Genomic DNA, 25827 nt, shown 5'->3' on the forward strand with positions numbered 1-25827 from the left:
CGCCCTACCGGACCAACTCCCGCTCCGCCGCCGTACGGAAGCGCGGCGTCACCCGCACCTCGCCCAGCCAGCCCGCCAGCCGCCCCGCCTCCGCCGCGACCGCCCGCTCCGCCTCCGCCCCCACCTCCCGGAACAGCCGCCACACCACCTCACCGTCCGCCCGCTGCGCCCAGGCGCCCACGACCTCGCCGCACCACCACACCGTCGGCCCTGCGTTGCCCGCCCGGTCGAACAGCGCCGGCACGTCCTCCGGCCGCAGGTACCAGTCCCGGCCCCGCCAGCCCATCACCGCCGGGTCCAGGGCCGGCAGCAGCGCCACCCACGGCTCGGGCGCCGGCTCCGGCTCCGCGTCCCCCGGCAGCACCAGCGCGGGCGTCCCGTCCGCCAGCGCCACCTCGCACGCGCCCACGTCCGCCAGCGCCCCGCGGACGTCCCCCAGCGTCCAGCCCGTCCACCACTTCACGTCCTCGACCGTCCCCGGCCCGTACGAGGCCAGCCAGCGGCGCACCACCTCCGCCTTCGCCTCCCGCACCGGCACGTCCGGCCACTGCGGCACCGGCGCCCACGGGTAGACGCTGCTCAGCCAGGACCCGCGCGGACGGCACCGCCGCACGTGCCCGTCCGAGGCCATCACCCGCAGCAGACGGCTGCCGACGCTCTGCTTCGCCTCGTACGCCTTGCCCGCCGACATCAGCATCGTCTCCCGCAACTGCGGGACGTCCTCGCCGAGTTCCTTCGTCGTCGCCTCGCCGCGCGCCTCCAGCGCGGCCAGCACCTCGCGCTCCGTCCGCGCCAGCCGCGCCTCGTCCCACTCCGGCAGGTGCTCCCGCAGGTGCTTGAGCAGCGTCGCCCGCTCCTTCACCGCGATCGCCCGCGCCGCGCCCGAGCTCACGTACGGGGCGAAGCCCTCCGTCACCGCGAAGATCGTCCGCCGCATGGACAGCAGCTTCACCAGCGAGACGTCCTCGTACAGCGCCCGGTCCACCTCCGCCGCCGAGGGCTCGGCCAGCCGCGCGCAGGCCGACAGGTACACCGTCGCCGCGTCCGTGGCGTGCAGCCCCACCACCGCGTCCGCCACGGCCTCCACCCCGGACACCCGGGCCGAAGGCTCCAACAACAGCCGACGGCCCATCCGGGCCCGCCGCTCCCCGTCACCGATCACCGGCAGCGCTTCGCTCATGCCGGGACCCTAGCGCCCCGCTCCGACAACGCCGCCAGTTCCGCGAACTCCTCCGGCAACGGCGAGTCCCGCCCCTCCGCCCACGCCAGCGCCACCCGGTTCGGCGCGATCCCCGCGATCGGCACGTGCACCACGTCCGGCCGGGTGTAGAACGCCGCCACCGACAGCGGCAGCACCACCGTCCCCTCCCGCGCCGCCACGTACTCCAGCTTCTCCTCCACCGTCTCCGGCCGGGGCCACGGCCGCCCCCGCCGCCCCTCGGGCGCCGGCAGCCCGCACCACTCCGGCACCAGCTCCGGGCACTGCAGCAGCCGCTCTCCGCGCAGCTGCCCCATCGACACCGACCCGGCCCCCGCCAGCCGGTGCCCGGCCGGCAGCACCGCCACCCGGGGCTCCTCGAACAGTGGCCGCACCCGCAGGCCCCGCAGGTCCACCGGCAGCCGCACGAAGGACACGTCCACCCGGCCGTCCAGCACCACCCGCGCCTGGTCGACCCACGAGGTCCGCACCACGTCCACCACCAGCTCCGGATGCCGCAGCGACAGCGCCCGCACCGCCGCCGTCACCGTGATCCCCGGCATGAACCCCACCACGAACCTCGGCCCCTGCGCCGCCGACCGCGAGACCCGGCGCCGCAACGCCTCCGCCGCCGCCAGCAGCGGCGGCGCGTCCTCCAGCAACTGCCGCCCCGCGTCCGTCAGTTCCGTCGCACGCCGGTCACGCCGGAACAGCTGCGCGCCGAACTCCCCCTCCAGCGCGCGGATCTGACGCGACAGCACCGGCTGCGCGATGTGCAGCCCCTCCGCCGCCCGCCCGAAATGCAACTCCCGTGCCACCGCCACGAAGTACCGCAGCTTGCGCAGATCGACGTCCGCCACCGCCACCACCTCCCACTGATACCCCAGGGGTATCACAGCCGACCGAACAGGTCTTGGACGCCCCGACCACCCCCGGCGCAGGATCGAGGCATCCACTTGGAACACCCCGGGAAGGTCCTCGCATGCCCCTCACCGACCAGCACGTCGTCGTCCTCGGCGGAACCTCCGGCATGGGCCTCGCCACCGCCGACCTCGCCGCCCGCCGCGGCGCCCGCGTCACCGTCGTCTCCAGCCGCCCCCAGAGCGCCGAACGCGCCCTCGCCACCCTCCCCGACGGCACCGCCGCCGACACCGCCGACCTCGGCGACAGCGCCCAGGTCGCCGCCCTGTTCGACCGCCTCGGCCCCCTCGACCACCTCGTCTACACGGCGGGCGACGCCATCAGCCTGATGCCCGTCGACGCCCTCGACCTCGACGCCGCCCGGAGGTTCTTCACCATCCGCTACTTCGGCGCCCTGGACGCCGTCCGCGCCGCCCTCCCGCACCTGCGCCCCGGCGGCTCCGTCACCCTCACCTCCGGCACCGCCGGCCCCCGGCCCGGGCCCACCGGCTGGGGCGTCGCCGCCAGCATCTGCGGCGCCGTCGAAGGCCTCGTCCGGGCCCTCGCCGTCGAACTCGCCCCCGTCCGCGTCAACGCCGTACGCGCCGGGCTGATCCGCACCCCGCTCTGGGACGGCGTCCCCGAGGCCGACCGCGAGGCCCTGTTCTCCCGCACCGCCGAGACCCTCCCCCTCGCCCGCATCGGCACCCCCGAGGACGCCGCCGAGGCGTACGCCTACCTGATGGACCAGCGCTACGCCACCGGCACCGTCCTCACCGTCGACGGCGGCAGCCTGCTCGTCTGAGCCGAGAGGCTCCAGGGAGTGTCACCCGCCGAGGGCGGCACGGAGGTACACCGCGTGGTTCTCCCGACTCCGCAGCGTCTCGGGATGGTCCGGCCCCAGGACCCGCTCCCGGTCGGCCGCGACCTGCGCGTACAGCCGTGCCGCCTCGGCGGAGTGTCCCCCCTCGCCGAGGTTCCACGCCTGACAGGCCCGGCTCACCAGCGTGTCGGGGTGATCCGCGCCCAGGACCCGCGCACGGTCCACCGCCAACTGCTCGTGCAGGCGCGCCGCCTCCGCGTACTGCCCCGCCTTGCCCACGTTCCACGCGTGGCAGGCCCGGGTCAGGAGCGTGTCCAGGTGATCGGCCCCCAGGACCCGGTCGCGGTCGACGACGAGCGGCGCCAACAGCCGCGCCGCCTCCGCGCGCTCCCCCGACTCACCGAGGTTCCACGCGTGGCGGTACCGCGTCCCGAGCGTCTCGGGATGCTCCGGACCCTGCACCCGCGCCCGATCGGCGGCCAGCCTCTCGTGCAGGCGGGCCGCCTCCGCGTACGCCCCCGACTCGCCGAGGTTCCACGCCCGGTCGTGCCGGCTCCCGAGCGTGTCCAGGTGGTCGGCCCCCAGGACACGCTCACGGTCCGCGGCCAACTGCTCGTGCAGGCGCGCCGCCTGCACGTACTGCCCCGCCTTGCCGAGGTTCCAGGCATGGCGGAACCGGCTCCCCAGCGTGTCCGGATGGTCGGCCCCCAGGGCCCGCGCACGGTCCGCGGCCAACTGCTCGTACAGCAGCGCCGCCTCCGCACGCTCCCCCGACTCACCGAGGCTCCACGCATGGTCGTTCCGGCTGCGGAACGCGTCCGCGTGGTCGGGCCCCAGAACCCGCCCGCGATCGGCGGCGACCCGCTCGTACAGCCGCGCCGCCTCCGCGTGGTTCCCCGCCGCACCGACGTGGAACGCCTGGTTGGCCCGGCTCCTGAGCGTGTCCAGGTGGTCCGCCCCCAGGACGCGCGCACGGTCGACGGCCAGCGCCGTGTACAGGCGCGCCGCCTCCGCGTGCTCCCCCGTCTCGCCCACGCTCCGGGCGTGGTCCTCCCGGCTCCGGAGGGTGTCGGCGTGGTCGGCCCCCAGGGCGCGCTCCCGATCGGCGGCCAACCGCCCGTGCAGGCGCGCGAGTTCGGCCCGCTGCTCGGCCTTGTCGTCGACCCTGCCCTCCGCCTTGGCCTCCGTCTTTCCCCCACCCTCGCCCCCGGCCTCGACGGGAGGCGCCGGGGCGATCCCGGCGACGAGACTCCGCAGCCGGTCCCGGACCGTCGCCGCGTCGGCGGGCCGGTCCCCGGGCTGCTTGGCCAGCAGGCCGAGCACCAGCGCCTCCAACTCGGCCCCGACGCCCTCACGGTGACGACCGGGCGGCTCCGGCTCCGTGTGGGCATGCGCCCACAGCAGGCCGAGGGCGTTGTCGGCCTCGAACGGGGGCTTCCCCGTGAGGAGTTCGTACAGCACGCACCCCACGCTGTACAGGTCCACCCGCGCGTCCGGCAGGCGCTCCGAGGTCGTCTGCTCCGGCGCCATGTACCGAGGCGACCCGAGAACCTCCCCCGCCCGCGTGATCCTCGTACGCTCCGGATCGGCCATCGCCGCGATCCCGAAGTCCACGACCTTGACCATGCCGTGGCCGGCACCGGACGACCGCCCGATCAGCAGCACGTTGTCGGGCTTGATGTCGCGGTGCACGATCCCGGCCTCGTGGGCGGCGGCGAGCGCGTCGCAGATCTGCGCGCACCACTCGACGGCCTGAGCGATCGACAACCGCGGCTCCCGCGCGGCGACTTCCGACAGCGAACCGCCCCGGATCAGCTCCATGACCACGAACGGCGTGGCCGGCTCCCCCACGCCCCGGTGGATCCCGAAGTCGAGCACGGCCACGATGTGCGGGTGCCCGAGCAGCTGCGCCGCCAGCCTCGCCTCGCGCCGGAACCGCGAGTCCAGCTCCGAGGCCGCGCCCACGGCCGCGTCCCGGATCACCTTGACGGCGACGTGGCGCTCCAACCGCTGGTCGTACGCACGCCAGACGGCGCCCATCCCGCCGTGCCCCAGAAGGGCGTCCAGGCGGTAGCGCCCGTCAAGAACCGTCCCACGCATGCGTCCCCCCGAACTCGGCCCGCGATCCCCAGCAGGCTCTCACGCCGACGGGTCTCCCCGCTGCCCCCGGCGCCCGACAGGTGGAGCCCCGTCGAACGGCGCCCTACAGGTACAGGCCCGTCGAACCCTCGGTGTCGCCGAAGCGCGTGGCCGCCACCGCGTGCAGGTCCCGCTCGCGCAGCAGCACATAGGTCGCGCCGCGCACCTCGACCTCCAGCTTGTCCTCCGGGTCGTACAGCACCCGGTCCCCCGGCTCCACCGAGCGCACGCTCTGGCCCACCGCGACGGCCTCGGCCCAGGTGCAGCGCTTGGACAGCTCGGCCGTCGCCGGGATCAGGATGCCGCCGGTCGAGCGGCGCTCGCCCTCGGCACCCTCGATGCGCACCAGCACCCGGTCGTGCAGCATCCGGATCGGCAGCTTCTCGCCCAGGCGGTCGTGCCGGGAATGGTCGTGCTCGGAGACGGTCGGTTCGTCGTACGTACTCACGGGTCCGAAGGTACCCTCCCCGGGCGCGGAGCGTGACGTCGGCCCGGCGTCCGCCCCGACACGCGGAAGGCCGGGCACATCAGCGCCCGGCCTTCCGCGTTCGCGCACTCAGCCCTTGCGGCGCCTGCGGCGCGACGCCAGGAGCAGCACCACGCCCAGGCCGACGGCCGCCACCGGAAGGATCCGCTCCTTGCGCGGCTGCCCCTTCTCGTCGACGAAGTTGGCCCGCACCTGCTCCAGCAGACCGCTCGCGGCCACGTAGACCTTCGCCGTCTTCTCCTCGACCGCGGCCTGCGCCTTGGCCTTCGCCTGGGCGGTGATGGTGCTCGGGTGGACCCGCACGGCCAGCTCGTCCAGCGTCGAGGCCAGCTGGGTGCGCGTGCGCTCGATGTCCGCCTCGATCTGGGCGGCCGTCCGCTCCGACTTGTCCTGCGTGCTCGCCTCGCCCACTCGGGCCACCCCATTCACTTGCCGATGTAGTCCTGATCGTCCAGTGCGACCGGACCAGTCTCTCAGGCGCCGGGCCGCACCGCGCGGCCCCACCCACCAACGGAGGTAAGTTTGCCGTGGTACGACCGCCCGTCCACCCCCAGGAGAGTACGACCGTGAGTGAGCGTCTCCAGTCCGGCGACACCGCACCCGCCTTCACCCTGCCCGACGCCGACGGCAACCAGGTGTCCCTGGCCGACCACCTCGGCCGCAAGGTGATCGTCTACTTCTACCCCGCCGCGCTCACCCCCGGCTGCACCAAGCAGGCCTGCGACTTCACCGACAACCTCGACGTCCTCGCCGCCGCCGGGTACGACGTCATCGGCGTCTCCCCCGACAAGCCGGAGAAGCTCGGCACGTTCCGCGAGGCCGAGAACCTGAAGGTCACCCTGGTCTCCGACCCGGAGAAGAAGGTGCTGGAGGCGTACGGCGCCTTCGGCGAGAAGAAGCTGTACGGCAAGACCGTGACCGGCGTGATCCGCTCGACCGTCGTCGTGGACGAGCAGGGCAAGGTCGAGCACGCCCTCTACAACGTCAAGGCGACCGGGCACGTCGCCAAGCTGCTGCGCGACCTCAAGGTCGAGGCCTCCTGAGGGCCGACGCGCGAAACAGCGGCGCACGAAACTGCGGCGCACGAAAAGCGGTGGCGGCCACCCCCCGACCGGGTGTGCCGCCACCGCCGTTCCTCACCTCAGCGCACCGCTAGCCGTTCAGCAGGCCCCGAGGTCGTTCCAGACGCCCCACGCGCCGCTGGCCGCGGGGTCGTCGCCCTTGGTCCACCACTTGTTCTGGTAGTAGTGGCCCTTCCACGACACCTTCGTGGGCGAGGCGTACGTGGTGCCCGCGTCCCAGCCCGGCGCACCCGCGCAGCCGGCCGGCGTGGTCGGCGGCGTCGTGGGAGGCGTGGTGGGCGGAGTGGTCGGAGGCGTCGTCGGCGGGGTCGTGGGCGGAGTGGTCGGAGGCGTGGTCGGGGGCGTCGTCGGCGGAGTGGTGGGAGGCGTCGTGCCGCCGTCCACCGCGCCCCGGGTCAGGTCGCCCTTGAGGCCGTACAGCGTCCCGCCCACGTTGACCGTCCAGTTGGACGGCGTCGACACCGGCAGGTAGTAGACGAAGTCGAGGTCCACCGAGGCCCCCGGCGCCAGCGACTGCCAGCCCGGCAGCTTCACCGACACCCGGTTGTAGGTGCCCTTCAGACCGCCCACGTTGCCCGGGCCCGGGTTGTCCTGACGGATCACCTGGAGGCCGAAGCCGGACTGGTCCTTCGCGTTGCCCGGAGCCGAGTTGCTGTAGTCGAACTGGAACTCCGTGCCGCCCGGCAGCGTCAGCGTCGAGTTGTTGACGATGTGGATCTTCGGGTTGATCGGGTAGTTCGAGTCGCCCAGCGCGAAGTTGGTGAACGACACGTCCACCGGCAGGGTCTGCTGCGGCAGCGAGATCGTCGAGCGCGTCGCGCCGTACGACGACGCCGACTTGAACTTGTCGTACATCAGCGAGGTCAGCGTGCTGCCGGGCACGTACTCGCCCTGGCCGCCGTTGGCCGTCGGGTCCCACTTGTAGTCGCCCGCCAGCTCCCAGATCATCGCGCCGCCGGCGCCCTGGTTGACGATGTAGTCGGCCTTGGCACCCACCGACTGCTCGTCCTCGGTGGAGAGGAACACCTTCTTGGTGTCGTTCCACAGCCACGGCGCCACCAGCGTGGAGCTGTAGTTGCGGGTGTAGGTGCCCTGCAGCGCCGTGTCCGTCACGCCGTACTTGGCCAGGTAGTCGGGCACGATGCCCTTCTCCAGGTTCTTCGCGTGCCACATCGGGTTCGACCCGGCCGGGGACTCCTTGCCCGCGGTGTCCTTGTCGTTCCAGATGTTGTCGATGCCCACCGCGCCGTCACCGCAGGCGGTCAGCCCCGACCCGGCCGGGCAGGTGGTCGCCGAGGCGGTGCCCCAGAGGCCGTTCGTCCCGCCCTGCACGTTCTTGAACCCGCGCGTGTAGTACGGCAGTCCGACGTTGATCCGGCCGGCCGGCATCGCGCCGCGGAAGTAGTGGTACGACCAGTCGGCGTTCAGGTAGCCGATGCCGCCGTACTGCCCGGTGCCGTACACGTTCGCGGCCGCGAGCTCGCCGTCCTTGCCGTCGTCGAACAGCGAGGCGTTCGGGCCGACGTACTTGTTCCAGGCGCCGTGCAGGTCGTAGGACATGATGTCCACGTAGTCCAGGTACTGCGCCACCTGGAAGGTCTCCATGCCGCGCAGCAGGTACCCGGAGGACGGGGCCGCCACCGACAGCAGGTAGTGCCTGCCGTCCGCCGCACCGGCCTTGTCCAGGCTCTCGCGCAGCGTCTTCATCAGCGCCGCGTAACCCTTGGCCAGCGAACCGCGCTTGCCGTTCGCCAGCTGCCAGTCCAGCGGGTTGCCGGCGTCCTTCATCGAGGTCGGGTACTCGTAGTCGACGTCGACGCCGTTGAAGCCGTACTTGCGGATGAAGTCCACCGAGGACGCGGCGAAGGTGTCGATGCCCGCCTGGTTCACGCTGCCGTCCGGGTTGACGGTCATCGAGTAGAACCCGCCGGTGTTCACCCGGTTGCCGTCGTCACCGAAGTACCCGCCGGTCTCGGTCCAACCACCCACCGAGATCATGGTCTTGACGTTCGGGTACTTCTTCTTGTACTTCGTCAGCAGGTTGAAGTGGCCCTTGTACGGCAGCGTCGGGTCCAGCTCCGCGCCGGGCACCCCCGGGAAGGAGATCCCGGTCGCCTCGTTCGTCGGGCCGTCCGTGCCGACCGACAGCTTGTTGTCACCGCCGACGTGGCCGAACGCGTAGTTGAGGTGGGTGACCTTGTCCCAGGGGATGTCGCTCACCAGGTACGGCTTGTCACCGTTCTTGCCGGTGCGCCAGCCCGTGAAGTAGCCGATGATGCGCCGCTGGTGGTCCGCGCCCATCTGCTCGCGCCCGCTCGTGTCGTAGACCGAGCAGTAGGGGACGTCGACCCCGGGCGTCTGGTACAGGCCGTCCGGCCGACAGGCCGAGTTGTCGACGGCCGCCGACGCCTGCGAGGGCACCGCCGCCAGCGTCGCCATCACCAGCCCGGCCACACTCGCCGCCGCCAGGGACAACACGCCCGCCCTACGCCCAACGGCGGTGGGACGCCGCTGCGCAGTGCTTCGTATCAACACTCGGTCCTCCAGGAGAGAGTGTCGGCGCGTGCCCGTGGGGGAGCACGCACGTGGGGGATTCAATTGGCGCCGAAGGTATGTGGTCTGAACCACACAGGTCAATAGGTCTGGACCAATTAGTAATCAGTTCCCCAAACCCCCCGGTCACCCCGCCGACGACAACCGGTCACCTTCTGGCCGAAACCCCGCCACCCGTAACCGATCGCCACGTCGATCGTTACCCGCACGAGGAAGGGGGCTTCATCCGCCCTCACGAAGGACTGACCATGACGGTCAAGTACACCCGCGAGCTGCTCGCCGAAGCCGCAGCGGCCGCGACCTCGCTGGACGAGATGCTCACCGCACTCGGCCGCGAGCCCACCCCGTACAGCCGCTCCTACCTGCGACAGCGCATCAAGGCGTACGCCATCGATGCGTCGCACTTCCCGGAGCCCGGAACGTTCTACACGGAGGAGCTCCTCCAGGAAGCCGTTGCCGCGTCTCACAGCGTGGCCGGAGTGATCCGCTACCTCAATCGGCGTCAAGCCGGCGGCACTCAGGCGCACGTCGGACGACGTATCAAGCAGTTCGGCATCGACACCTCGCACTTCACGGGCGCGGCCCACAATCGAGGCAAGGTGTCGCCCCGGCGGCTCGTACCCGCCGAGGTCCTGGTCAAGGACCCGGCGGAGGCGAAGCGCCGCCCAGGCTTCCGCATCCGCCGGGCGCTTGCCGCGATCGGCCGCCCCGAACGGTGCGAGAGCTGCGGCACCGGTCCGGAGTGGCGCGGCAAACCGATGACGCTGGAGGTCGACCACATCAACGGCGACTGGTCGGACAACCGGCCGGAGAACCTCCGCCTGCTCTGCCCGAACTGCCATTCCGTGACTCCGACCTACTGCAGGCGGAAGACCAGTCGGCTCAGCACCAGTTGACCGCCGAAACGAAGGTGTCGGTCGTTCCGCGAGCCCAGTAACATGATGGCCAGCAGGACAGGCGGCCGTGGCGCAGAGGCGACGCAGACGGTTTAGGTCCGTTGGCCCGTGAGGGCTTGAGGGTTCGAATCCCTTCGGCCGCACCGAATGCCACCTTGAAATCAAAGGCCCTGACCGGACAAGTTCCGGTCAGGGCCTTTGATCATCTCAGCCCAGGAGGTCCTTGACGACCGGGGCCAGGGCGCGGAAGGCCTGGCCGCGGTGGCTGATGGCGTTCTTCTCCTCCGCCGTCATCTCCGCGCAGGTCCGGGTCTCGCCCAGCGGCTGGAGGATCGGGTCGTAGCCGAAGCCGTTGGTGCCGGCCGGGGCGGTGCGCAGGGTGCCGAGGAGGCGGCCCTCGACGACGCGCTCGGTGCCGTCCGGCAGGGCGAGGGCGGCGGCGCAGAAGAAGTGGGCGCCGCGGTGCGGCTCGGCGATGTCGGAGAGCTGGGCGAGCAGCAGGTCGAGGTTGGCGAGGTCGTCGCCGTGCTTGCCGGACCAGCGGGCGGAGAAGATGCCGGGCGCGCCGCTGAGCACGTCCACGCAGAGGCCGGAGTCGTCGGCGACGGCGGGCAGGCCGGTCGCCTTGGCCAGGGCGTGCGCCTTGAGGAGGGCGTTCTCGGCGAAGGTGACCCCGGTCTCGGGGACGTCCGGGATCTCCGGGTAGGCGTCGGCGCCGACGAGTTCGACGTCCAGGCCGGCCTCGCCGAGGATGGCGCGGAGTTCGGCGACCTTGTGCTGGTTACGGGTGGCGAGGATCAATCGGGTGGACATACCGCCCACCCTACCGAGGGAGCCGGGCGCTCAGCCCCCGCAGACCGAGGTGAGGTTGACGGCCGCGTCGCCGAGCGGCTTGAGGTCGGGGGTCTCCTTGCGGTCGACGGCCTGCTGGACCTTGTCCGCCTGCTTCTGCAGGTCGGTGACGGCCTTGGCGACGTCGGTGTTCTTGGAGTTCTTCCCGACCTGGTCGAGGTCGTTCTTCAGCTTCTGCAGGGCCTTCCCCGCGGCGGTCGAGTCGTTGCTCGCGTTGTCGTACGCCTTGGTGACGTCGGCCAGGTCGCCGGTGATCTTCACGGCGGTGTTGCCGCAGTCGAGCGCCTTCTGCGCGGCGGAGCAGCTCACCATGCTGAGCGGGAGGATGACGATCAGTCCGGCCACGGCGAGGGCGGCGGGGCGGGCGATGCTGGACGGCATCCGGTCCTCCTGTGGGGCGCGGGTTCCGTGGGGTGGGACGCGCGCCGGGGGGTGCGCGGTTCCCGCAGCGTGGGGGGTCGCTGCGGGAACGGTACGACTCCGGGGCCCGGCCTGTACAGCAGGCCGCACGAGCGCGCCCGGAGCGTACGTGCGCGCGCCGGGGCTCAGAGCGTTTCGAGGGCCTTGCGCTGGAGGTCGTCGAGCTCGGCGCAGCCGAGGGTGCCGAGGTCGAGGAGCCGGTCGAGGAGTGCGCGGTCGAAGGGGGCGCCCTCGGCGGTGCCCTGGACCTCGACGAAGCGGCCGTCGGAGGTGCAGACGATGTTCATGTCGGTCTCGGCGCGCACGTCCTCCTCGTAGCGGAGGTCGAGCATGGGGGTGCCGTCGATGATGCCGACGCTGACGGCGCTGACGCCGCCGGTGATGGGCTGGCCCTTGGCGCGCAGGAGCTTGCGGTCGCGGGCCCAGGCGACGGCGTCGACCAGGGCGACGTAGGCGCCGGTGATGGCGGCGGTGCGGGTGCCGCCGTCCGCCTGGAGGACGTCGCAGTCGAGGACGATGGTGTTCTCGGCGAGGGCGCGGTGGTCGACGACGGCGCGCAGGGAGCGGCCGATGAGGCGGCTGATCTCGTGGGTGCGTCCGCCGATGCGGCCCTTGACGGACTCGCGGTCGCCGCGGGTGTTGGTGGCGCGCGGGAGCATGGAGTACTCGGCGGTGACCCAGCCCTCGCCGCTGCCCTTGCGCCAGCGGGGGACGCCCTCGGTGACGCTGGCGGTGCACAGCACCTTGGTGTCGCCGTAGGAGATGAGGACGGAGCCTTCGGCGTGCTTGCTCCAGCCCCGTTCGATGGTGATCGGGCGGAGCTGTTCGGGGGTGCGGCCGTCGATGCGTGACATAGCAACCGAGCGTAGCCGTTCCGGGGGACGGTTCCTGATGCGCCTCGGCCCGCCGTCCCCCTGAGCGGGGCGGCGGGCCGTGGGCGGTCGAGCCTGGGTGGCTCAGCTCACATCATGTCCTCGATGTCGGCGGCGATCGGGTCGGCGTCGGTGCCGATGACGACCTGGATCGCGGTGCCCATCTTGACGACGCCGTGGGCGCCGGCGGCCTTGAGGGCGGCCTCGTTGACGAGGGAGGCGTCCTTGACCTCGGTGCGAAGGCGGGTGATGCAGCCCTCGACCTCTTCGATGTTGTCGATGCCGCCCAGACCGGCGACGATCTTCTCAGCCTTGCTGGCCATGTGCTCTCTCCCTCTGTCTCGGCCCGCCGGCCGCTCTGCCGGGCGCCGTCCTGCGCTGTGCTGGGTGTCCTCGTCCGGGGGGTGGCGAGGGGTCGGCCGGTGCTGACGCGGGGTCAGTGGCGGTCGTGCTGTCGGGCAGCGCGACCAGCATCGCCCGCGGCGGTCCGTTCCGCCACGTTAGTCCACTTTCGGCCCATTCCGGCGGGCGGGCTCCGGACCGTCGCCCGAGGATGACGATCAGCGGGGCTCGCGTCCCGGAGTGCGGCCTGCGTTCCACAGTGGTCTACACCAATATATGTGTACTCCGATGAACGCAGAAAGGACCCCGGGTGTTCCAGCCCCGCCCGAGGGTCCCGCAGGGGGCCAGCGGTCGGCAACTGCTCTCGGAGGGCGAAGGATGAGTTCGGCAGGCGCCACAGCCCCGCAGACGACGTGGTGGCACACCTTCTACGGCGGGCTCCAGAAGATGGGCCGCTCGCTCCAGCTCCCTGTCGCGGTGCTCCCCGCGGCCGGCATCCTCAACCGGCTCGGCCAGCCCGACGTCTTCGGCTCGGACGGGCTCGGCTGGGACAACGTCGCCAAGGTCTTCGCCTCGGCGGGCGGCGCGCTGCTGGACTCCGCGCTCGGCCTGCCGCTGCTGTTCTGCATCGGCGTCTCGATCGGCATGGCCAAGAAGGCGGACGGCTCGACGGCGCTGGCCGCCGTGGTCGGCTTCCTCGTCTACTACAAGGTCCTGCACGCCTTCCCCGAGCACTGCAAGGCGCCGACGGTGCTGGTCAGCGACCAGTGCGTGGACTACTCCTCGGCCAAGTCCGCCAACGCGACGTACCAGAACCCCGGGGTGCTCGGCGGCATCCTCATCGGCCTGATGTCGGCCTGGCTCTGGGTGCGCTTCCACCGCACCAAGCTGGTCGACTGGCTGGGCTTCTTCAACGGCCGCCGCCTCGTCCCGATGATCACCGCCCTGGTCGGCATGGCGACGGCCTGCGTCGCCCTGTGGGTCTGGCCGCCGATCGGCCGTGGCCTCAACGACTTCTCGCAGAACCTCGCCGACCTGGGCGCGGGCGGCGCGGGCATCTTCGGCCTGTTCAACCGCGCACTGCTGCTGATCGGCATGCACCAGCTGCTGAACACCTTCGTGTGGTTCCAGTTCGGCGAGTTCACCAAGCCGGACGGCACGGTCGTCCACGGCGACATCCCGCGCTTCCTGGCCCACGACCCGACGGCGGGCCAGTTCCAGTCCGGCTTCTTCCCGATCATGATGTTCGCCCTGCCGGCGGCGGCGCTCGCCATCGCGCACGCGGCCAAGCCGCACCGCCGCAAGGAGATCTACGGGCTGATGCTCTCCGTCGGCCTGACCTCGTTCGTCACCGGCGTCACCGAGCCGATCGAGTACTCCTTCGCCTACATCGCCCCCGCCCTGTACGGCGTCCACGCCTTGCTGACAGGGGCCTCGATGGCCGTCACGTGGGGGCTGGGGGTGCACGACGGGTTCAGCTTCTCGGCGGGCCTGATCGACTACGTGATCAACTGGAGCCTGGCGACGAAACCGTGGCTGATCATCATCATCGGGCTCTGCTTCGCGGTGGTGTACTACACGCTCTTCCGGTTCATCATCGTCAAATTCGACCTGAAAACCCCGGGGCGCGAGGACGAGGGCGAGGTGGAGGACGTCACCAAGGCGTAGGCGCCTCCCAGCCCCTCCCGGCCCTGCCCCGACCGCTACCCGGGGCCCCGCCCGAGCAGCCCCCGCAACGCCCCCATAAGGCCCCCGGACCCTTCGATCCGGGGGCTTTCGGCATTTTTCGAATGGGACTTAATGCCCTGGGTGATATTCGACCCACAGATAATTCGGTCACATTCGGGAACGCCCGGATCGTTATTCCCGACGATCCCCCGGGTCCGTACGACCGGACCGCGCAGCCCGACCCCTCCCGCACCCGCCGCCGCTCCCGACCAGGGCTGGGCCGGGCCCCGCCGTCCGACGGGGCCCGGCTCTTTTGTTGCGCAAATAGCCAAAATCGCGGACCCCCAGGATTATCAAGATCGTCGTTCCCCGGCTAGGTTTCGATTTCATAGCGCTTCCCGGGAGGGACGGTTTCCGGGGTTCCACCTCTTCTCCACCCGTGCTACAAAACTGGTCTACACCACGTGTGGTGTAGACCAGTTCGCGGTTCGGCCCCCCTGTGCCCAATCCCCCGACCGACCCGCCATGCCGTTAGGAACCCACCCCCATGAGTCAGTCTGCGCAGGCACCGGCGCCCGCCACGGCTCCGGCTTCGCCAAGCCCGGCCAAGCAGTTCGGACAGAACCTCCTCCAGGGTCTGCAGAAGATCGGCCGCAGCCTCCAGCTGCCGGTCGCCGTCCTCCCGGCCGCCGGCATCCTGCTCCGGCTCGGTCAGGACGACGTGTTCGGCAAGGACGGACTGGGCTGGGGGAAGGTCGCCCAGGTCTTCGCCACCGCCGGTGACGCCGTCTTCGGCAACCTGGCGCTGCTCTTCTGCGTCGGTGTCGCCATCGGTTTCGCCAAGAAGTCGGACGGCTCGACCGCCCTCGCCGCCCTGGTCGGATACCTCGTCTTCCACAAGGTGCTCACCGTCTTCCCGATCGACGGTTCCGTCACCGCCGCCCTGCCCGCAGGCAAGCCGCAGGACCCGGGTGTCTTCGGCGGCATCGTGGTCGGCCTGCTCAGCGCTCTGATCTGGCAGCGGTTCCACCGGACCAAGCTCGTCGACTGGCTCGGCTTCTTCAACGGCCGTCGCCTCGTGCCGATCATCATGGCCTTCGTCGGCACCCTGCTCGGCGTCGTCATGGGCCTCGTCTGGGGCCCGATCGGCACCGGCCTGACCAACGCGAGCGACTGGCTGACCGGCCTCGGCACCGGCGGCGCCGGCATCTACGGCGTGCTGAACCGCGGCCTCATCCCGGTCGGCATGCACCAGTTCCTGAACACCTTCTTCCAGCAGCAGGTCGGCACCTACACCGACGCCTCCGGCCACGTCTGGACCGGCGACATCCCGCGCTTCTTCCACGGTGACCCGACCGCCGGCCAGTTCATGTCGGGCTTCTTCCCGATCATGATGTTCGGCCTCCCGGCCGCAGCCCTCGCGATCGCCCACGCTGCTCGCCCCGAGCGCCGCAAGGCCGTGATGGGCATGATGATCTCCGTCGGCCTGACCAGCTTCGTGACCGGCGTCACCGAGCCGATCGAGTTCTCGTTCATGTTCATCGCGCCGGTCCTCTACCTGATCCACGCGCTGCTCACCGGCATCTCGATGGCCGTCACCTGGGGCCTGGGCGTGCACGACGGCTTCGGCTTCTCGGCGGGTCTGATCGACTACCTGCTCAACTGGAACCTGGCGACCAAGCCCTGGCTGATCATCCCGATCGGTCTGGTCTTCGGTGCGCTGTACTACTTCCTCTTCCGCTTCGCGATCGCGAAGTTCAACCTCAAGACCCCCGGTCGCGAGGACGAATCCGAGATCGAGGACGTCACCAAGGCCTGACGCCTTCCGCCTCCCCGAAGGCCCCGCCCACCGCCGCTCACCCGGCGGCGGGCGGGGCCTTCGGCGTTCCCGGGCCCGGGGCGAAAGCCGGTTGACGAATCCACGGAAGCCCTGGTCAACTGAACGTGTGTACCCCTCGTGCCCGCTGGTGACCCGCAGCCACATCGACTTCGGTCGCGTGTGGTCGGCGGCGTGTCGCGGCTGAGCCGACTCCTTCCCCCGCCGCCGCCCGGCTGAGTCCCGCCCGGCGCCCGGCCGTCCTCCCCGCCCCTCCCGGGGCGTGTCTTCACGCACCCCGCCACGCCCCCGTGCCCGTACGGGAGGGCCGTCGGCGTGCGTCCGCACGAGGAAAGTCAGGCCCAGCATGTCCCGTCCGCTGCACCTCTCCGCCGCCATCGACAGCCCCGGCCGCTTCGACGCCGACCACTACACCCGTCTCGCCCTCCTCGCCGAGCGCTCCGGCCTGGACTTCGTCACCCTCGACGACTCCTTCGCCCCCGAGCCGCAACGCCCCGACGCGCTCGCCACCCTGTCCCGGATCGCCCCGGTGACCAGCAGGGTCGGCCTGGTGCCCACCGTCACCACCACCCACACCGAGCCGTTCCACACCTCGATCTCCGTCAACACCCTGGACTGGGTCAGCGAGGGCCGGGCCGGCTGGCTGGTCGGCGTCTCCACCACCGAGGCCGAGGCCCGGGCCTTCGGCCGCCGCGGCGTCGCCCCCGCCGACGAGCTGTGGGCCGAGGCCGCCGACGCCGCCGAGGTCGCCGCCCGGCTCTGGGACAGCTGGGAGGACGACGCGGAGATCCGCGACGCCGCCACCGGCCGGTTCATCGACCGCGAGAAGCTCCACTACATCGACTTCGAGGGCCCGCGCTTCTCCGTCCGCGGCCCCTCCATCACCCCCCGCCCGCCGCAGGGCCGCCCGGTGGTCGTCGTCCCCGTGGCCGCCGCCGACCTCGCCCCGGACGCCTCCGCCGGGGGCCGCGCCCGGGTGGCCACCGCCATCCGCCACGCGGACGTCGTCCTGCTGGACGCCCCCGACCGGGCCACCCGCCTGACCGCCGCCACCGAGCTGCGGCTGCGCTCCGGCGAGAACCTGCGCATCCTCGCCCGGGTCGGCGCCCCGCTCCCCGACCGCGCCGCCGAGGAGCGGCTGCTCGCCGAACTCACCGCCACCGGCACCGGCGTGGACGGCTTCCACCTCGTGCCCGAACGCCCCGAGCGCGACCTGACGGCCCTCGCCGAGCGCCTCGCCCCCACCCTGCGCGAGGCCGGACTGCTGCGCGCCGAGTACACCGGCCGCACCCTGCGCGACCACCTCGGCCTGCTCCGCCCGGCCGGCCGCTACACCGCTGCCGCCGCCACTACCACTGCCGCCGCCCTGAACACCGCCCCCACCGCCCCCACCGCCCTCGCCGAGGTGACCCGATGACGGACCGTCCGCTCAAGCAGATCCACCTCGCCGCCCACTTCCCCGGCGTCAACAACACCACCGTGTGGAGCGACCCGGCCGCCGGGAGCCACATCGAGTTCGAGTCCTTCCGCCACCTCGCGCAGACCGCCGAACGCGGGAAGTTCGACTTCTTCTTCCTCGCCGAGGGCCTGCGGCTGCGCGAGACCAACGGCCGCATCCACGACCTGGACGTGGTCGGCCGCCCCGAGTCCATCACCGTGCTGAACGCGCTCGCCGCCGTCACCGAGAAGCTCGGCCTGGCCGCCACCGTCAACGCGACCTTCAACGAGCCGTACGAACTCGCCCGCCGCTTCGCCACGTTGGACCACCTCTCCGGCGGGCGCGCGGCCTGGAACGTGGTCACCTCCTCCGACGCCTTCACCGGTGAGAACTTCCGCCGCGGCGGCTACCTCGACCGCGCCGACCGCTACACCAGGGCCGCCGAATTCGTCGAGCTGGCACGGGAGTTCTGGGACGCGGACGAGAACGGCGCCCGCCACAGCGGCCTCCAGTTCGAGGTGGAGGGCAGGCTCTCGCTCCCCCGCCCGCCGCAGGGCCACCCGGTGGTCATCCAGGCCGGGGACTCCGACGAGGGCCGGGAGTTCGCCGCCGCCCACGCCGACGTGATCTTCAGCCGGCACTCCACCCTCGCCGACGGCCAGGCCTTCCACGCGGACGTCAAGCGCCGCCTCGCCGCGTACGGGCGCAAGCCGGACGAGCTGAAGATCCTGCCCGGGGTGACCTTCGTCCTCGCCGACACCGACGCCGACGCCGCCGAACTCGCCGCCGAGATCCGCCGGACCCAGGTCAGCCCGCAGACCGCGATCAACTTCCTGGAGCAGGTCTGGGGCGTGGACCTCAGCGACCACGACCCGGACGGGCCGCTGCCCGCCTTCGACCCCGACCCGACCAGCACGATCATCCAGGGCCGCGTCCGCCACAACGACCCGGTGGCCACCGCCGAACGCTGGCGGGCCGTGGCGGCGGAGAAGAAGCTGACCAGCCGCGAACTCGTCATCGAGCTGAGCGGCCGGCAGTCCTTCATCGGTTCCCCCGCCACCGTCGCCGAGCAGATCAACCACTTCGTGCAGAACGACGCCTCGGACGGGTACATCCTCGTCCCCCACATCACCCCTGGCGGGCTGGACGAGTTCGTCGACCGCGTCGTCCCGCTCCTCCAGGAGCGCGGCGTCTTCCGCACCGAGTACACCGGCTCGACCCTCCGCGACCACCTCGGCCTCCCCGTCCCCGGGCGCCGGTAGCGGCTCCGAGGCGGGAGGCCGAGGCGGTCGGCCCGGCGTCAGCGCACGGCCCGGCGACGCCGGACCAGCGCGAGCACCCCTGCGCCGGTGCCGAGCAGCAGGGCGGCGACGCCCGCGACCGGACGGTCCCAGCCGGTGTCGGCCCCGGTGGCGGCGAGGGTGCCCTCCTTCGCCTCCGCCGGGCGCTCCGAGAACGGGGTCACCCCGCCGTCCGCCGCGGCCACGGGCTTCACGGCCTCGGGCGCGGCGGCGGCGACCGGAGCCGCCGCGGCCGGGGTGACGGCGGCGGCCGGCCGCACGGCCGTCGCGCCGCCGCCCGCCTTCGGCGCGGCCGGGGTGCTCCCCTGCTCCGGCGCGGTGGTCGGCGCCGGAGCCGGAGCCGCGGGGGCGAGGATCTGCACGGACGCGCCGGGCGAGCACAGGGTGGTGCCCCGGAACGGCGTGTCCGGGCCCTCGTTGACGAACACGCAGGGGTTCAGCTGGGTCCTGCCGGGCGGCATGTCCGCGGGGAAGGTCACCCGGACCTGCTTGACGCCGTAACTCCCGGCAGCGGCCGTGGAGTTGCGGCCGTCCATGTAGAAGCCCGCCGGGTCGTCCGGGATGCCGATGGCCGGCGCGACCGGGGCCCAGGCGCCGTCGGCCCCGCGGGCCTCGACCTTGGCGTGGCGGTCGGCGAAGAGCACGTTGCCGAGGTTGGTGTAGGCGGAGGGCGTCGGGTTGCGGAGCTGCACCTCGAACTCGATCGGCGCCCCGCCCGCGACGGCCGTCCCCGGCACCCCGACGACCGAGTTGGAGATCCACCCGACGACGATCGTGCGGGTCTCGGTGAGCGTCACGGCCGGGACGTCCTGCGGGCCCCTGGCCGTGCTGCGGAGGACGATGGTGTGTCCGAGGCCGCCGTTGGTGGCGCCGTCGTGCGGCCGGCCCATCGGGGCGCCGATGCGCAGGCGGACCTCCTTGCCGCCGTGGGGGACGAGGATCGCGCCGGTGACGCCGCTGGTCACGGTCCTGTCCGCCTCGGTGCGGGCGGTCAGCGGCACGCTCTGCCAGGCGCCCCGGTCGTCGAGGTAGTCGAGGCTCAGCGAGTACGGCGGCGTACCGATCTCGCTGTCGATCGAGAGCTCCAGCGTCACGGCGAGGTCCCGGTCCCACCGGTTGCCGACGGTCTCGGTGAACTCGACGGGCCCGCCCGCGCCGCCGATCTCGTTCGGCGCGTGGACGCTCAGGCCGAGCGGCCCGGACTCGGCGGAGGCCGGGGCGGCGCCGAGGACGGCACCGCCGGCGAGCAGGGCGGAGGTGAGCGCGACCGCCGGAACGAGGCGGCGGGAGCGGCGCAGGGCGCGGTTGGTCGTACGCATGGGAATCCCCCCTGGATTCTGCGTCCGGGCAGCACGAAGCAGGCCTGGTCGTCGGGTGTGTTCGTCGGCCGTGCCCGATGGGCCGGCCGGTGCGGCGGTGTGTTCCCGCCTCTCACCCTTCAAGACGTGTGGGGGCCACGGGGGTTGCAGGTGGGTTCCGAAGTTTTTTCGGGAACTCTCGACACCCCGCCCGACCTGGGCGGATGCGGATGCGGATTCAGATCTCGTACACCGCGCCGGGCCTGGCGAGGTCGACCGGTCCGGCGTAGGCGGCCCGGGCGTCGCGGCGGTTGTGCTCGGCGTCCGTCCACGGCGGGATGTGGGTGAGGACGAGCCGGCGGGCCCCGGCGGCGGTGGCGTGCTCGCCGGCCTCGCGGCCGTTGAGGTGGACGGCCCGGTAGGTGTCGCGGCCGTCGATGTAGGCGGCCTCGCAGAGGAACAGGTCGGTGTCGCGGGCGAGTTCGACGAGTTCGGCGCTCTCGCCGGTGTCGCCGGAGTAGACCAGGGAGCGGCCGTCGTGCTCGACGCGGAAGGCGAAGGCGTCGACGGGGTGGTTGACGCGGGCGACCTCGACGCGGAACGGGCCGAGGAGGAAGGCGCCGGGGGTGAGGGTGCGGAACTCGAACACCTCCTTCATCCCCGGGTTCTCCGGCATGTCGTAGGCGCGGGCGAGCCGTTCGGCGGTGCCGGTGGGGCCGTAGACGGGCAGGAGTTCGGGGCAGCCCTCGGCGCGGTAGTTGCGGGCGACCCAGTAGGCGCACAGGTCCACGCAGTGGTCGGCGTGCAGGTGGCTGAGGAGCACGGCGTCGACGTCGTACAGCCCGGTGTACTTCTGCAGCGCGCCGAGGGCGCCGTTGCCGAGGTCGAGGACGATGCGGTAGCCGTCCGCCTCGACGAGGTAGCTGGAACAGGGGGAGTCGGCGGACGGGAAGCTCCCCGAGCACCCCACCACGGTCAGTTTCATCCGAGCCCCTCCGCCCCGACACGTCCTGGCTGCTGCTGGAAAACGGCAGGCCGGGCCGGTTGACCGACCGGTAGCACTGCGTTGGTGTGTCGAGGGTAAGGGCGGTGGGGCACTTTGCCCCCGTCCCCGTGCCGGGCTGTGGCTGGAATCACCAGAAGGGCGGGGACGTGGTGATCAGCGTCGGCGGGGGCGGTTGCGGGCCCAGACGCGGATGGTGTCCGGGTACCAGCGGGGGTGTCCGCTGCCGTCCATGACGTCCGGGTCGGGGAGCAGGCCGTGGCGGCGATAGTTGCGGACGGTCTCGGGCTGGACGTTGATGTGGCGGGCGATCTCGGTGTAGGACCACAGCTCGCTTCTCATGGGCACCTCCGGGGGCGGATCGGGTGTCGTGAGGCAGCCTTTCCGGACGTTCTGTGGTGTTCACGGCAGAACGGGCGCCGTGGCAGATCCGTGACGAACCGGGAGCACCGTACGGACAAATGGCCAACTGTCGCACCCGTCACAGTGGTCCCGGCCGCCGCCGGGCCGGTACGGTTCGCCGAGTGAGCGGCATGAGTGGCATGAGTGGCATTTCGCTGGTCCTGGCGGTGGCGGCCGTGGCCGTGGTCGCGGCCGTCGCGGGGGCGCTGGTGCGCCGCGCCCGTACGGGGGCGCCGCAGGAGCCGGGCCGGACGGCGCAGGCCGGGCCGCGTCCGCAGGAGATCTGGTGGGCGGAGGTGCCGTTCGAGGACGGCCCGGGCGCGAAGGACCGCCCCTGTCTGGTGCTGCGGGTGAACGGCCGTACGGCGACGGTCGCGAAGATCACCAGCAAGCAGCACGCCCGCCCCGGGGTGCTGGCCCTGCCGCCCGGCACGGTGGGCGACCGCCAGGGGCGGGCGAGCTGGCTGGAGACGGACGAGCTGCGCGAGGTGGCCCTGCGCGACTTCCGCCGCCGCGCGGGCACGGTGGACCGGCAGACCTGGGCCCGCGTGGAGCGGGCCCTCAAGAGCTAGGAAGCCCTCTACGCCCAGAGCTGGCCCTGGAGCGCCTCGACGGCCTCCTCGGTGGTCCCGGCGGTGTAGATGCCGGTGGACAGGTACTTCCAGCCGCCGTCGGCGACGACGAAGACGATGTCCGCCCGCTCCCCCGCCGCCGCGGCCTTGCGGCCGACGCCGATCGCGGCGTGCAGGATGGCGCCGGTGGAGACGCCCGCGAAGATGCCCTCCTGCTGGAGGAGTTCGCGGGTGCGGCGCACGGCGTCGGCGGAGCCGACCGAGAAGCGGGTGGTGAGGACCTCGGCGTCGTACAGCTCCGGGACGAAGCCCTCGTCGAGGTTGCGCAGCCCGTAGACCAGGTCGTCGTAGCGCGGCTCGGCGGCGACGATCTTCACGCCGGGGACCTTCTCGCGCAGGAAGCGGCCGACGCCCATGAGGGTGCCGGTGGTGCCGAGGCCGGCGACGAAGTGGGTGACGGTCGGCAGGTCGGCGAGGATCTCGGGGCCGGTGCCGGCGTAGTGGGCGCCCGCGTTGTCGGGGTTGCCGTACTGGTAGAGCATGACCCAGTCGGGGTGCTCGGCGGCGGTCTCCTTGGCGATGCGCACGGCGGTGTTGGAGCCGCCGGCGGCCGGGGAGGAGATGATCTCGGCGCCCCACATGCGCAGGAGTTCGCGCCGCTCCTCGCTGGTGTTCTCGGGCATCACGCAGACCATGCGGTAGCCCTTGAGCTTGGCGGCCATGGCGAGCGAGATGCCGGTGTTGCCGCTCGTGGGCTCCAGGATGGTGCAGCCCGGGGTGAGCCGGCCGTCGGCCTCGGCGCGCTCGATCATGTGCAGCGCGGGGCGGTCCTTGACGGAGCCGGTGGGGTTGCGGTCCTCCAGCTTGGCCCAGAGGTTCACCAGGCCCTCGCCGTTGCCGGGCACGGCGGCGGACAGCCGGGGCAGGCGGACCAGTGGGGTGTTGCCGACGGCTTCGAGCGGACTGTCGTAACGCAAGGGAGGCCTCCGGCCACGGCGATGAGGGTGCGCGAGGACGGCTCCCCCCACCGTCGACCAGCGGGGGGAGCCGGGAGATCAGCTGGCGCCGCCGGCCACGGCGGGCAGGATGGTGACGCTGTCGCCGTCGGCGAGGGCGGTGGAGATGCCCTCCAGGAAGCGCACGTCCTCGTCGTTGAGGTAGACGTTCACGAAGCGGCGCAGCTCGCCGCCCTCGACCAGGCGGGCGGCGATGCCGGGGTGGCGGGCGTCGAGGTCGGTGAAGAGCTCGCCGAGGTTGGTTCCGGTGCCCTCGACGGCCTTGGCGCCGTCGGTGTAGGTGCGGAGGATGGTCGGGATGCGGACCTCGATGGCCATGGGTGCGCTCCTGTGCGAGTCGTGTGGAGTGGGTGGGCCGCAGCGGGCGCGGCGGGGCGGGCGGTCAGCCCGGGGCTCGACGCCGCGGTGGTGGCGGGGCCCGGGTGGGGAGGGCGGCTCTGGGCTATCGGCGCGAGCGCGCGGGCGTGCCGGGACAGATCGCGCCGGCGTGCCGGCACAGGTCGATGTGCAGGCGCGCCACGAGGCGGGTGCCCGGGGCCTGGTTGCTCACATCGACGGAACGCATGGGCTCATCGTATAGATTCCCGGGCCCGCTCCGACATGCCCGTCTCATGGTGCGGATGTTCCCGTTCCCAGGGGTGAGACGACACGGGCCCGCCGACCGCTCGCACGGGGTCGGCGGGCCTCGCCCAGGTGGGTGCTGGTCAGGCCGGGTAGGCCTCGACGACCTGGACGTCTTCCTCTGTGATCTCGCCGTCCACGATGCGGAACGAGCGGAACTGGTACGGGTCCTCCTCGCCGTTGCCCTCGGCGGTGGAGACCAGGACGTAGTGGGCCTGGGGCTCGGAGGCGTAGCTCACGTCGGTGCGCGAGGGGTAGGCCTCGGTGGCGGTGTGCGAGTGGTAGACGATCACGAACTCCTCGTCGCGGTCGTCCATCTCGCGGTGGAGCTTGAACAGGTCGCCCGAGTCGAACTCGTAGAAGGTGGGCGAGCGGGCGGCGTTGAGCATGGGGACGAACCGCTCGGGCCGGTCGCTGCCTTCCGGTCCGGCGACCACGCCGCAGGCTTCGTCCGGGTGGTCGGCGCGGGCGTGGGCCACGATCCGGTCGCGGATCTCTCGGGTGATGGTCAGCATGGGGCCAGGATAGACACGCCCCGGCATCACGCCGCCGGGGCGTCCGCGCTCCGGTCAGCGGGCGTCCGTACCGCCGTCGCGGGCGTGCAGGTGGTCGTGGGCCAGGCCGTGGGCGGCCTGCGGGTTGTGGCGCTTGAGGACCTGGTAGCCGATCACCAGCAGCAGTGCCCAGCAGGGGAAGACGTACAGCGAGATGCGGTTGTCCTTGTCGAGGGCGATGAGCACCACGACCATCGCGAGGAAGGCGAGGGCGGCCCAGCTGGCCCAGGTGCCGCCGGGGGCCTTGAAGGTGGGCGCCGGCAGGTGACCGGCCTTCCACGCCTTCCGGTAGCGGATCTGGGAGATGAGGATCATCGCCCAGGTCCAGATGCCGCAGACGGTGGCGACGGAGGTGATGTACTCGAACGCCCGCTCCGGGACGAGGCGGTTGAGCACCACGCCGGCGCCCATCAGCAGGCAGGAGACGGTGATCGCGAAGGCGGGCGTGCGGCGGGAGTTGAGCCCGGTGAGCCGTGCGGGGGCCTGGCCGCGCAGGGCGAGGTCGCGCAGCATCCGGCCGGTGGAGTACATGCCGGAGTTGCAGGAGGACAGGGCGGCGGTGAGCACCACGAAGTTGATGATCCCGGCCGCCGCGGGGATGCCGATCTTGCCGAAGGCGGCGACGAACGGGCTGACGCCGGGCTGGAACTCGGTCCACGGGACGAGGGCGAGGATGACGGCCAGGGCACCGATGTAGAACAGCGCGATGCGCCAGGGCAGGGTGTTGATGGCGCGCGGGAGGGTCTTCTGCGGGTTCTCGCTCTCCCCCGCGGTGACGCCGACGAGTTCGACGCCGAGGTAGGCGAACATGACGATCTGCAGGGTCATCACGGTGGCGCCGATGCCCTTGGGGAAGAAGCCGCCGTTGGCCCACAGGTGGGTGACCGACGCGGTGTCACCGGCCTTGCTGAACCCGAGGGTCAGGACGCCGATGCCGATGAGGATCATGCCGATGATGGCGGTGACCTTGACCATCGAGAACCAGAACTCGATCTCGCCGAACAGCTTCACGGAGATCAGGTTGGCCGCGTAGAGGATGACCAGGAAGACCAGGGCGCTGAGCCACTGGGGGATGCCGGGGGCCCAGAAGCGGACGTAGACGGCGGCGGCCGTCGTCTCGGCCATGCCGGTGACGACCCAGAACAGCCAGTACGTCCAGCCGGTGACGTAGCCGGCGAAGGGGCCGAGGAACTCGCGGGCGTACTCGGCGAAGCTGCCCGACACGGGCCGGTAGGTGAGCAGTTCGCCCAGGGCGCGCATGATCGCGAAGATCACCACGCCGGCGACGGCGTAGGAGAGGATCAGGCTCGGCCCGGACTTGGAGATCGCGGTGCCGGCGCCGAGGAAGAGGCCGGTGCCGATGGCGCCGCCGATCGCGATCATCTGGATCTGACGGCTGCCCAGCCCCCGCTGGTAGCCCTCCTCGTCCGGTTTGGTGTCGACCACTTGGTCGTACGACTGCTCGGCCATGGGCACCGTCCTGGTGGGTGTCGTGGGGTGGGGAAGTCGTACCACGCAGGGTTCGGATAGCGGTGTTCATCTGAGCGACATTT

Annotated in this window: 26 protein-coding genes and 1 tRNA gene; 9 read left to right on the forward strand and 18 right to left on the reverse strand. The window is 72.0% G+C overall.

Annotated features, from left to right (window positions below; translation table 11 throughout):
- Nucleotides 1–4: 4 nt before the first annotated feature.
- Together ACIRRS_RS18680 and ACIRRS_RS18685 are read right to left on the reverse strand one after the other, a co-directional pair.
- Complete coding sequence (locus ACIRRS_RS18680; protein ID WP_402971893.1) at nucleotides 5–1180, reverse strand: winged helix DNA-binding domain-containing protein; 1176 nt, start codon at nucleotides 1178–1180, stop codon at nucleotides 5–7.
- A complete protein-coding gene (locus tag ACIRRS_RS18685; RefSeq protein ID WP_402971895.1) occupies nucleotides 1177–2058 on the reverse strand; it encodes a LysR family transcriptional regulator in 882 nt (293 codons plus the stop codon). The genes ACIRRS_RS18680 and ACIRRS_RS18685 overlap by 4 nt, the downstream gene beginning before the upstream one ends.
- A 122-nt stretch (nucleotides 2059–2180) precedes the next feature.
- On the opposite strand from ACIRRS_RS18685, the gene ACIRRS_RS18690 reads away from it, so the two are divergent.
- The gene (locus ACIRRS_RS18690; RefSeq protein WP_402971897.1) at nucleotides 2181–2903 is read left to right on the forward strand and encodes an SDR family oxidoreductase; all 723 of its coding nucleotides are present in this window, start codon (nucleotides 2181–2183) and stop codon (nucleotides 2901–2903) included.
- 21 nt (nucleotides 2904–2924) lie between these two features.
- Here ACIRRS_RS18690 and ACIRRS_RS18695 read toward each other — a convergent pair whose 3' ends face one another.
- The 3 genes from ACIRRS_RS18695 to ACIRRS_RS18705 form a co-directional block, all read right to left on the reverse strand.
- Nucleotides 2925–5021: a tetratricopeptide repeat protein gene (locus tag ACIRRS_RS18695; protein ID WP_402971899.1), complete on the reverse strand. Its 2097-nt coding sequence runs from the start codon at nucleotides 5019–5021 to the stop codon at nucleotides 2925–2927.
- Nucleotides 5022–5124: 103 nt separating this feature from the next.
- A complete protein-coding gene (locus ACIRRS_RS18700) occupies nucleotides 5125–5427 on the reverse strand; it encodes a co-chaperone GroES (protein WP_097240225.1) in 303 nt (100 codons plus the stop codon).
- A gap of 189 nt (nucleotides 5428–5616) precedes the next feature.
- The gene (locus ACIRRS_RS18705) at nucleotides 5617–5958 is read right to left on the reverse strand and encodes a DUF3618 domain-containing protein (protein WP_402971902.1); all 342 of its coding nucleotides are present in this window, start codon (nucleotides 5956–5958) and stop codon (nucleotides 5617–5619) included.
- A gap of 155 nt (nucleotides 5959–6113) precedes the next feature.
- Here ACIRRS_RS18705 and bcp point away from each other — a divergent pair, with 155 nt between their 5' ends.
- Complete coding sequence (bcp, locus tag ACIRRS_RS18710; protein ID WP_402971903.1) at nucleotides 6114–6590, forward strand: thioredoxin-dependent thiol peroxidase; 477 nt, start codon at nucleotides 6114–6116, stop codon at nucleotides 6588–6590.
- Nucleotides 6591–6707: 117 nt separating this feature from the next.
- Here the strand turns inward: bcp and ACIRRS_RS18715 are convergent, their stop codons facing one another.
- Complete coding sequence (locus ACIRRS_RS18715; protein ID WP_402972080.1) at nucleotides 6708–9068, reverse strand: chitinase C-terminal domain-containing protein; 2361 nt, start codon at nucleotides 9066–9068, stop codon at nucleotides 6708–6710.
- 362 nt (nucleotides 9069–9430) lie between these two features.
- Here ACIRRS_RS18715 and ACIRRS_RS18720 point away from each other — a divergent pair, with 362 nt between their 5' ends.
- Nucleotides 9431–10078 (forward strand): HNH endonuclease signature motif containing protein, encoded by a 648-nt coding sequence (locus ACIRRS_RS18720; RefSeq protein WP_402971905.1) that lies wholly within the window; start codon nucleotides 9431–9433, stop codon nucleotides 10076–10078.
- A 61-nt stretch (nucleotides 10079–10139) separates the two neighbouring features.
- Nucleotides 10140–10221: transfer RNA gene (locus ACIRRS_RS18725), tRNA-Leu, on the forward strand.
- Nucleotides 10222–10285: 64 nt separating this feature from the next.
- Here the strand turns inward: ACIRRS_RS18725 and rdgB are convergent.
- From rdgB to ACIRRS_RS18745, 4 genes are all read right to left on the reverse strand, one after another.
- Nucleotides 10286–10891 carry an RdgB/HAM1 family non-canonical purine NTP pyrophosphatase gene (gene rdgB / locus ACIRRS_RS18730; protein ID WP_402971907.1) on the reverse strand — a complete coding sequence of 202 codons (606 nt, stop codon included), beginning with the start codon at nucleotides 10889–10891 and terminating at the stop codon, nucleotides 10286–10288.
- Between the two features lie 30 nt (nucleotides 10892–10921).
- On the reverse strand, nucleotides 10922–11311 hold the full coding sequence (locus ACIRRS_RS18735) for a hypothetical protein (RefSeq protein ID WP_402971909.1): 390 nt from the start codon (nucleotides 11309–11311) through the stop codon (nucleotides 10922–10924).
- A 164-nt stretch (nucleotides 11312–11475) separates the two neighbouring features.
- Nucleotides 11476–12204 (reverse strand): ribonuclease PH, encoded by a 729-nt coding sequence (rph, locus tag ACIRRS_RS18740; RefSeq protein ID WP_402971911.1) that lies wholly within the window; start codon nucleotides 12202–12204, stop codon nucleotides 11476–11478.
- A gap of 107 nt (nucleotides 12205–12311) precedes the next feature.
- On the reverse strand, nucleotides 12312–12545 hold the full coding sequence (locus ACIRRS_RS18745; protein ID WP_063349220.1) for a glucose PTS transporter subunit EIIB: 234 nt from the start codon (nucleotides 12543–12545) through the stop codon (nucleotides 12312–12314).
- 397 nt (nucleotides 12546–12942) lie between these two features.
- Here ACIRRS_RS18745 and ACIRRS_RS18750 point away from each other — a divergent pair, with 397 nt between their 5' ends.
- From ACIRRS_RS18750 to ACIRRS_RS18765, 4 genes are all read left to right on the forward strand, one after another.
- Nucleotides 12943–14232 carry a PTS transporter subunit EIIC gene (locus ACIRRS_RS18750; RefSeq protein ID WP_402971913.1) on the forward strand — a complete coding sequence of 430 codons (1290 nt, stop codon included), beginning with the start codon at nucleotides 12943–12945 and terminating at the stop codon, nucleotides 14230–14232.
- 547 nt (nucleotides 14233–14779) lie between these two features.
- Nucleotides 14780–16051 (forward strand): PTS transporter subunit EIIC, encoded by a 1272-nt coding sequence (locus tag ACIRRS_RS18755; RefSeq protein ID WP_402971915.1) that lies wholly within the window; start codon nucleotides 14780–14782, stop codon nucleotides 16049–16051.
- A gap of 364 nt (nucleotides 16052–16415) precedes the next feature.
- Nucleotides 16416–17486 (forward strand): LLM class flavin-dependent oxidoreductase, encoded by a 1071-nt coding sequence (locus ACIRRS_RS18760; protein WP_402971917.1) that lies wholly within the window; start codon nucleotides 16416–16418, stop codon nucleotides 17484–17486.
- Nucleotides 17483–18769, forward strand: coding sequence for an LLM class flavin-dependent oxidoreductase (locus ACIRRS_RS18765; protein ID WP_402971919.1), 1287 nt, complete (start codon nucleotides 17483–17485; stop codon nucleotides 18767–18769). Before ACIRRS_RS18760 ends, ACIRRS_RS18765 begins: the two co-directional genes overlap by 4 nt.
- Before the next feature lie 38 nt (nucleotides 18770–18807).
- Here ACIRRS_RS18765 and ACIRRS_RS18770 read toward each other — a convergent pair whose 3' ends face one another.
- The 3 genes from ACIRRS_RS18770 to ACIRRS_RS18780 form a co-directional block, all read right to left on the reverse strand.
- Complete coding sequence (locus tag ACIRRS_RS18770; protein ID WP_402971921.1) at nucleotides 18808–20127, reverse strand: hypothetical protein; 1320 nt, start codon at nucleotides 20125–20127, stop codon at nucleotides 18808–18810.
- 217 nt (nucleotides 20128–20344) lie between these two features.
- Nucleotides 20345–21091 (reverse strand): MBL fold metallo-hydrolase, encoded by a 747-nt coding sequence (locus ACIRRS_RS18775; RefSeq protein ID WP_402971923.1) that lies wholly within the window; start codon nucleotides 21089–21091, stop codon nucleotides 20345–20347.
- Between the two features lie 174 nt (nucleotides 21092–21265).
- Nucleotides 21266–21451 carry a MerR family transcriptional regulator gene (locus ACIRRS_RS18780; protein WP_402971924.1) on the reverse strand — a complete coding sequence of 62 codons (186 nt, stop codon included), beginning with the start codon at nucleotides 21449–21451 and terminating at the stop codon, nucleotides 21266–21268.
- 191 nt (nucleotides 21452–21642) lie between these two features.
- Here ACIRRS_RS18780 and ACIRRS_RS18785 point away from each other — a divergent pair, with 191 nt between their 5' ends.
- Nucleotides 21643–22083: a type II toxin-antitoxin system PemK/MazF family toxin gene (locus tag ACIRRS_RS18785; RefSeq protein ID WP_402971926.1), complete on the forward strand. Its 441-nt coding sequence runs from the start codon at nucleotides 21643–21645 to the stop codon at nucleotides 22081–22083.
- Between the two features lie 8 nt (nucleotides 22084–22091).
- On the opposite strand, the gene ACIRRS_RS18790 is transcribed toward ACIRRS_RS18785, so the two are convergent.
- From ACIRRS_RS18790 to ACIRRS_RS18810, 5 genes are all read right to left on the reverse strand, one after another.
- Nucleotides 22092–23060: a PLP-dependent cysteine synthase family protein gene (locus tag ACIRRS_RS18790; RefSeq protein ID WP_402971928.1), complete on the reverse strand. Its 969-nt coding sequence runs from the start codon at nucleotides 23058–23060 to the stop codon at nucleotides 22092–22094.
- 78 nt (nucleotides 23061–23138) lie between these two features.
- On the reverse strand, nucleotides 23139–23417 hold the full coding sequence (locus ACIRRS_RS18795) for a MoaD/ThiS family protein (RefSeq protein ID WP_402971930.1): 279 nt from the start codon (nucleotides 23415–23417) through the stop codon (nucleotides 23139–23141).
- Between the two features lie 124 nt (nucleotides 23418–23541).
- Nucleotides 23542–23664 (reverse strand): putative leader peptide, encoded by a 123-nt coding sequence (locus ACIRRS_RS18800; protein ID WP_267884022.1) that lies wholly within the window; start codon nucleotides 23662–23664, stop codon nucleotides 23542–23544.
- Between the two features lie 139 nt (nucleotides 23665–23803).
- Entirely contained in the window at nucleotides 23804–24235 is a 432-nt protein-coding gene (locus ACIRRS_RS18805; RefSeq protein ID WP_402971932.1) for a Mov34/MPN/PAD-1 family protein, read from the reverse strand.
- A 54-nt stretch (nucleotides 24236–24289) separates the two neighbouring features.
- Nucleotides 24290–25744: an amino acid permease gene (locus tag ACIRRS_RS18810; protein ID WP_402971934.1), complete on the reverse strand. Its 1455-nt coding sequence runs from the start codon at nucleotides 25742–25744 to the stop codon at nucleotides 24290–24292.
- Nucleotides 25745–25827: the final 83 nt, after the last annotated feature.

The organism is Kitasatospora sp. NPDC101183 (assembly GCF_044767945.1).
In the GTDB taxonomy this organism is placed as follows: domain Bacteria; phylum Actinomycetota; class Actinomycetes; order Streptomycetales; family Streptomycetaceae; genus Kitasatospora.

What these genes read in the sequence shown, in the direction of transcription:
- ACIRRS_RS18680 (WP_402971893.1), bottom strand. Translation starts at nt 1,180, where the DNA reads ATGAGCGAAGCGCTGCCGGTGATCGGTGACGGGGAGCGGCGGGCCCGG.
- ACIRRS_RS18690 (WP_402971897.1), top strand. Translation starts at nt 2,181, where the DNA reads ATGCCCCTCACCGACCAGCACGTCGTCGTCCTCGGCGGAACCTCCGGC.
- ACIRRS_RS18695 (WP_402971899.1), bottom strand. Translation starts at nt 5,021, where the DNA reads ATGCGTGGGACGGTTCTTGACGGGCGCTACCGCCTGGACGCCCTTCTG.
- ACIRRS_RS18700 (WP_097240225.1), bottom strand. Translation starts at nt 5,427, where the DNA reads ATGCTGCACGACCGGGTGCTGGTGCGCATCGAGGGTGCCGAGGGCGAG.
- ACIRRS_RS18715 (WP_402972080.1), bottom strand. Translation starts at nt 9,068, where the DNA reads ATGGCGACGCTGGCGGCGGTGCCCTCGCAGGCGTCGGCGGCCGTCGAC.
- ACIRRS_RS18720 (WP_402971905.1), top strand. Translation starts at nt 9,431, where the DNA reads ATGACGGTCAAGTACACCCGCGAGCTGCTCGCCGAAGCCGCAGCGGCC.
- rdgB (WP_402971907.1), bottom strand. Translation starts at nt 10,891, where the DNA reads ATGTCCACCCGATTGATCCTCGCCACCCGTAACCAGCACAAGGTCGCC.
- ACIRRS_RS18735 (WP_402971909.1), bottom strand. Translation starts at nt 11,311, where the DNA reads ATGCCGTCCAGCATCGCCCGCCCCGCCGCCCTCGCCGTGGCCGGACTG.
- rph (WP_402971911.1), bottom strand. Translation starts at nt 12,204, where the DNA reads ATGTCACGCATCGACGGCCGCACCCCCGAACAGCTCCGCCCGATCACC.
- ACIRRS_RS18745 (WP_063349220.1), bottom strand. Translation starts at nt 12,545, where the DNA reads ATGGCCAGCAAGGCTGAGAAGATCGTCGCCGGTCTGGGCGGCATCGAC.
- ACIRRS_RS18750 (WP_402971913.1), top strand. Translation starts at nt 12,943, where the DNA reads ATGAGTTCGGCAGGCGCCACAGCCCCGCAGACGACGTGGTGGCACACC.
- ACIRRS_RS18755 (WP_402971915.1), top strand. Translation starts at nt 14,780, where the DNA reads ATGAGTCAGTCTGCGCAGGCACCGGCGCCCGCCACGGCTCCGGCTTCG.
- ACIRRS_RS18760 (WP_402971917.1), top strand. Translation starts at nt 16,416, where the DNA reads ATGTCCCGTCCGCTGCACCTCTCCGCCGCCATCGACAGCCCCGGCCGC.
- ACIRRS_RS18765 (WP_402971919.1), top strand. Translation starts at nt 17,483, where the DNA reads ATGACGGACCGTCCGCTCAAGCAGATCCACCTCGCCGCCCACTTCCCC.
- ACIRRS_RS18770 (WP_402971921.1), bottom strand. Translation starts at nt 20,127, where the DNA reads ATGCGTACGACCAACCGCGCCCTGCGCCGCTCCCGCCGCCTCGTTCCG.
- ACIRRS_RS18775 (WP_402971923.1), bottom strand. Translation starts at nt 21,091, where the DNA reads ATGAAACTGACCGTGGTGGGGTGCTCGGGGAGCTTCCCGTCCGCCGAC.
- ACIRRS_RS18780 (WP_402971924.1), bottom strand. Translation starts at nt 21,451, where the DNA reads ATGAGAAGCGAGCTGTGGTCCTACACCGAGATCGCCCGCCACATCAAC.
- ACIRRS_RS18785 (WP_402971926.1), top strand. Translation starts at nt 21,643, where the DNA reads ATGAGTGGCATGAGTGGCATTTCGCTGGTCCTGGCGGTGGCGGCCGTG.
- ACIRRS_RS18795 (WP_402971930.1), bottom strand. Translation starts at nt 23,417, where the DNA reads ATGGCCATCGAGGTCCGCATCCCGACCATCCTCCGCACCTACACCGAC.
- ACIRRS_RS18800 (WP_267884022.1), bottom strand. Translation starts at nt 23,664, where the DNA reads ATGCGTTCCGTCGATGTGAGCAACCAGGCCCCGGGCACCCGCCTCGTG.
- ACIRRS_RS18805 (WP_402971932.1), bottom strand. Translation starts at nt 24,235, where the DNA reads ATGCTGACCATCACCCGAGAGATCCGCGACCGGATCGTGGCCCACGCC.
- ACIRRS_RS18810 (WP_402971934.1), bottom strand. Translation starts at nt 25,744, where the DNA reads ATGGCCGAGCAGTCGTACGACCAAGTGGTCGACACCAAACCGGACGAG.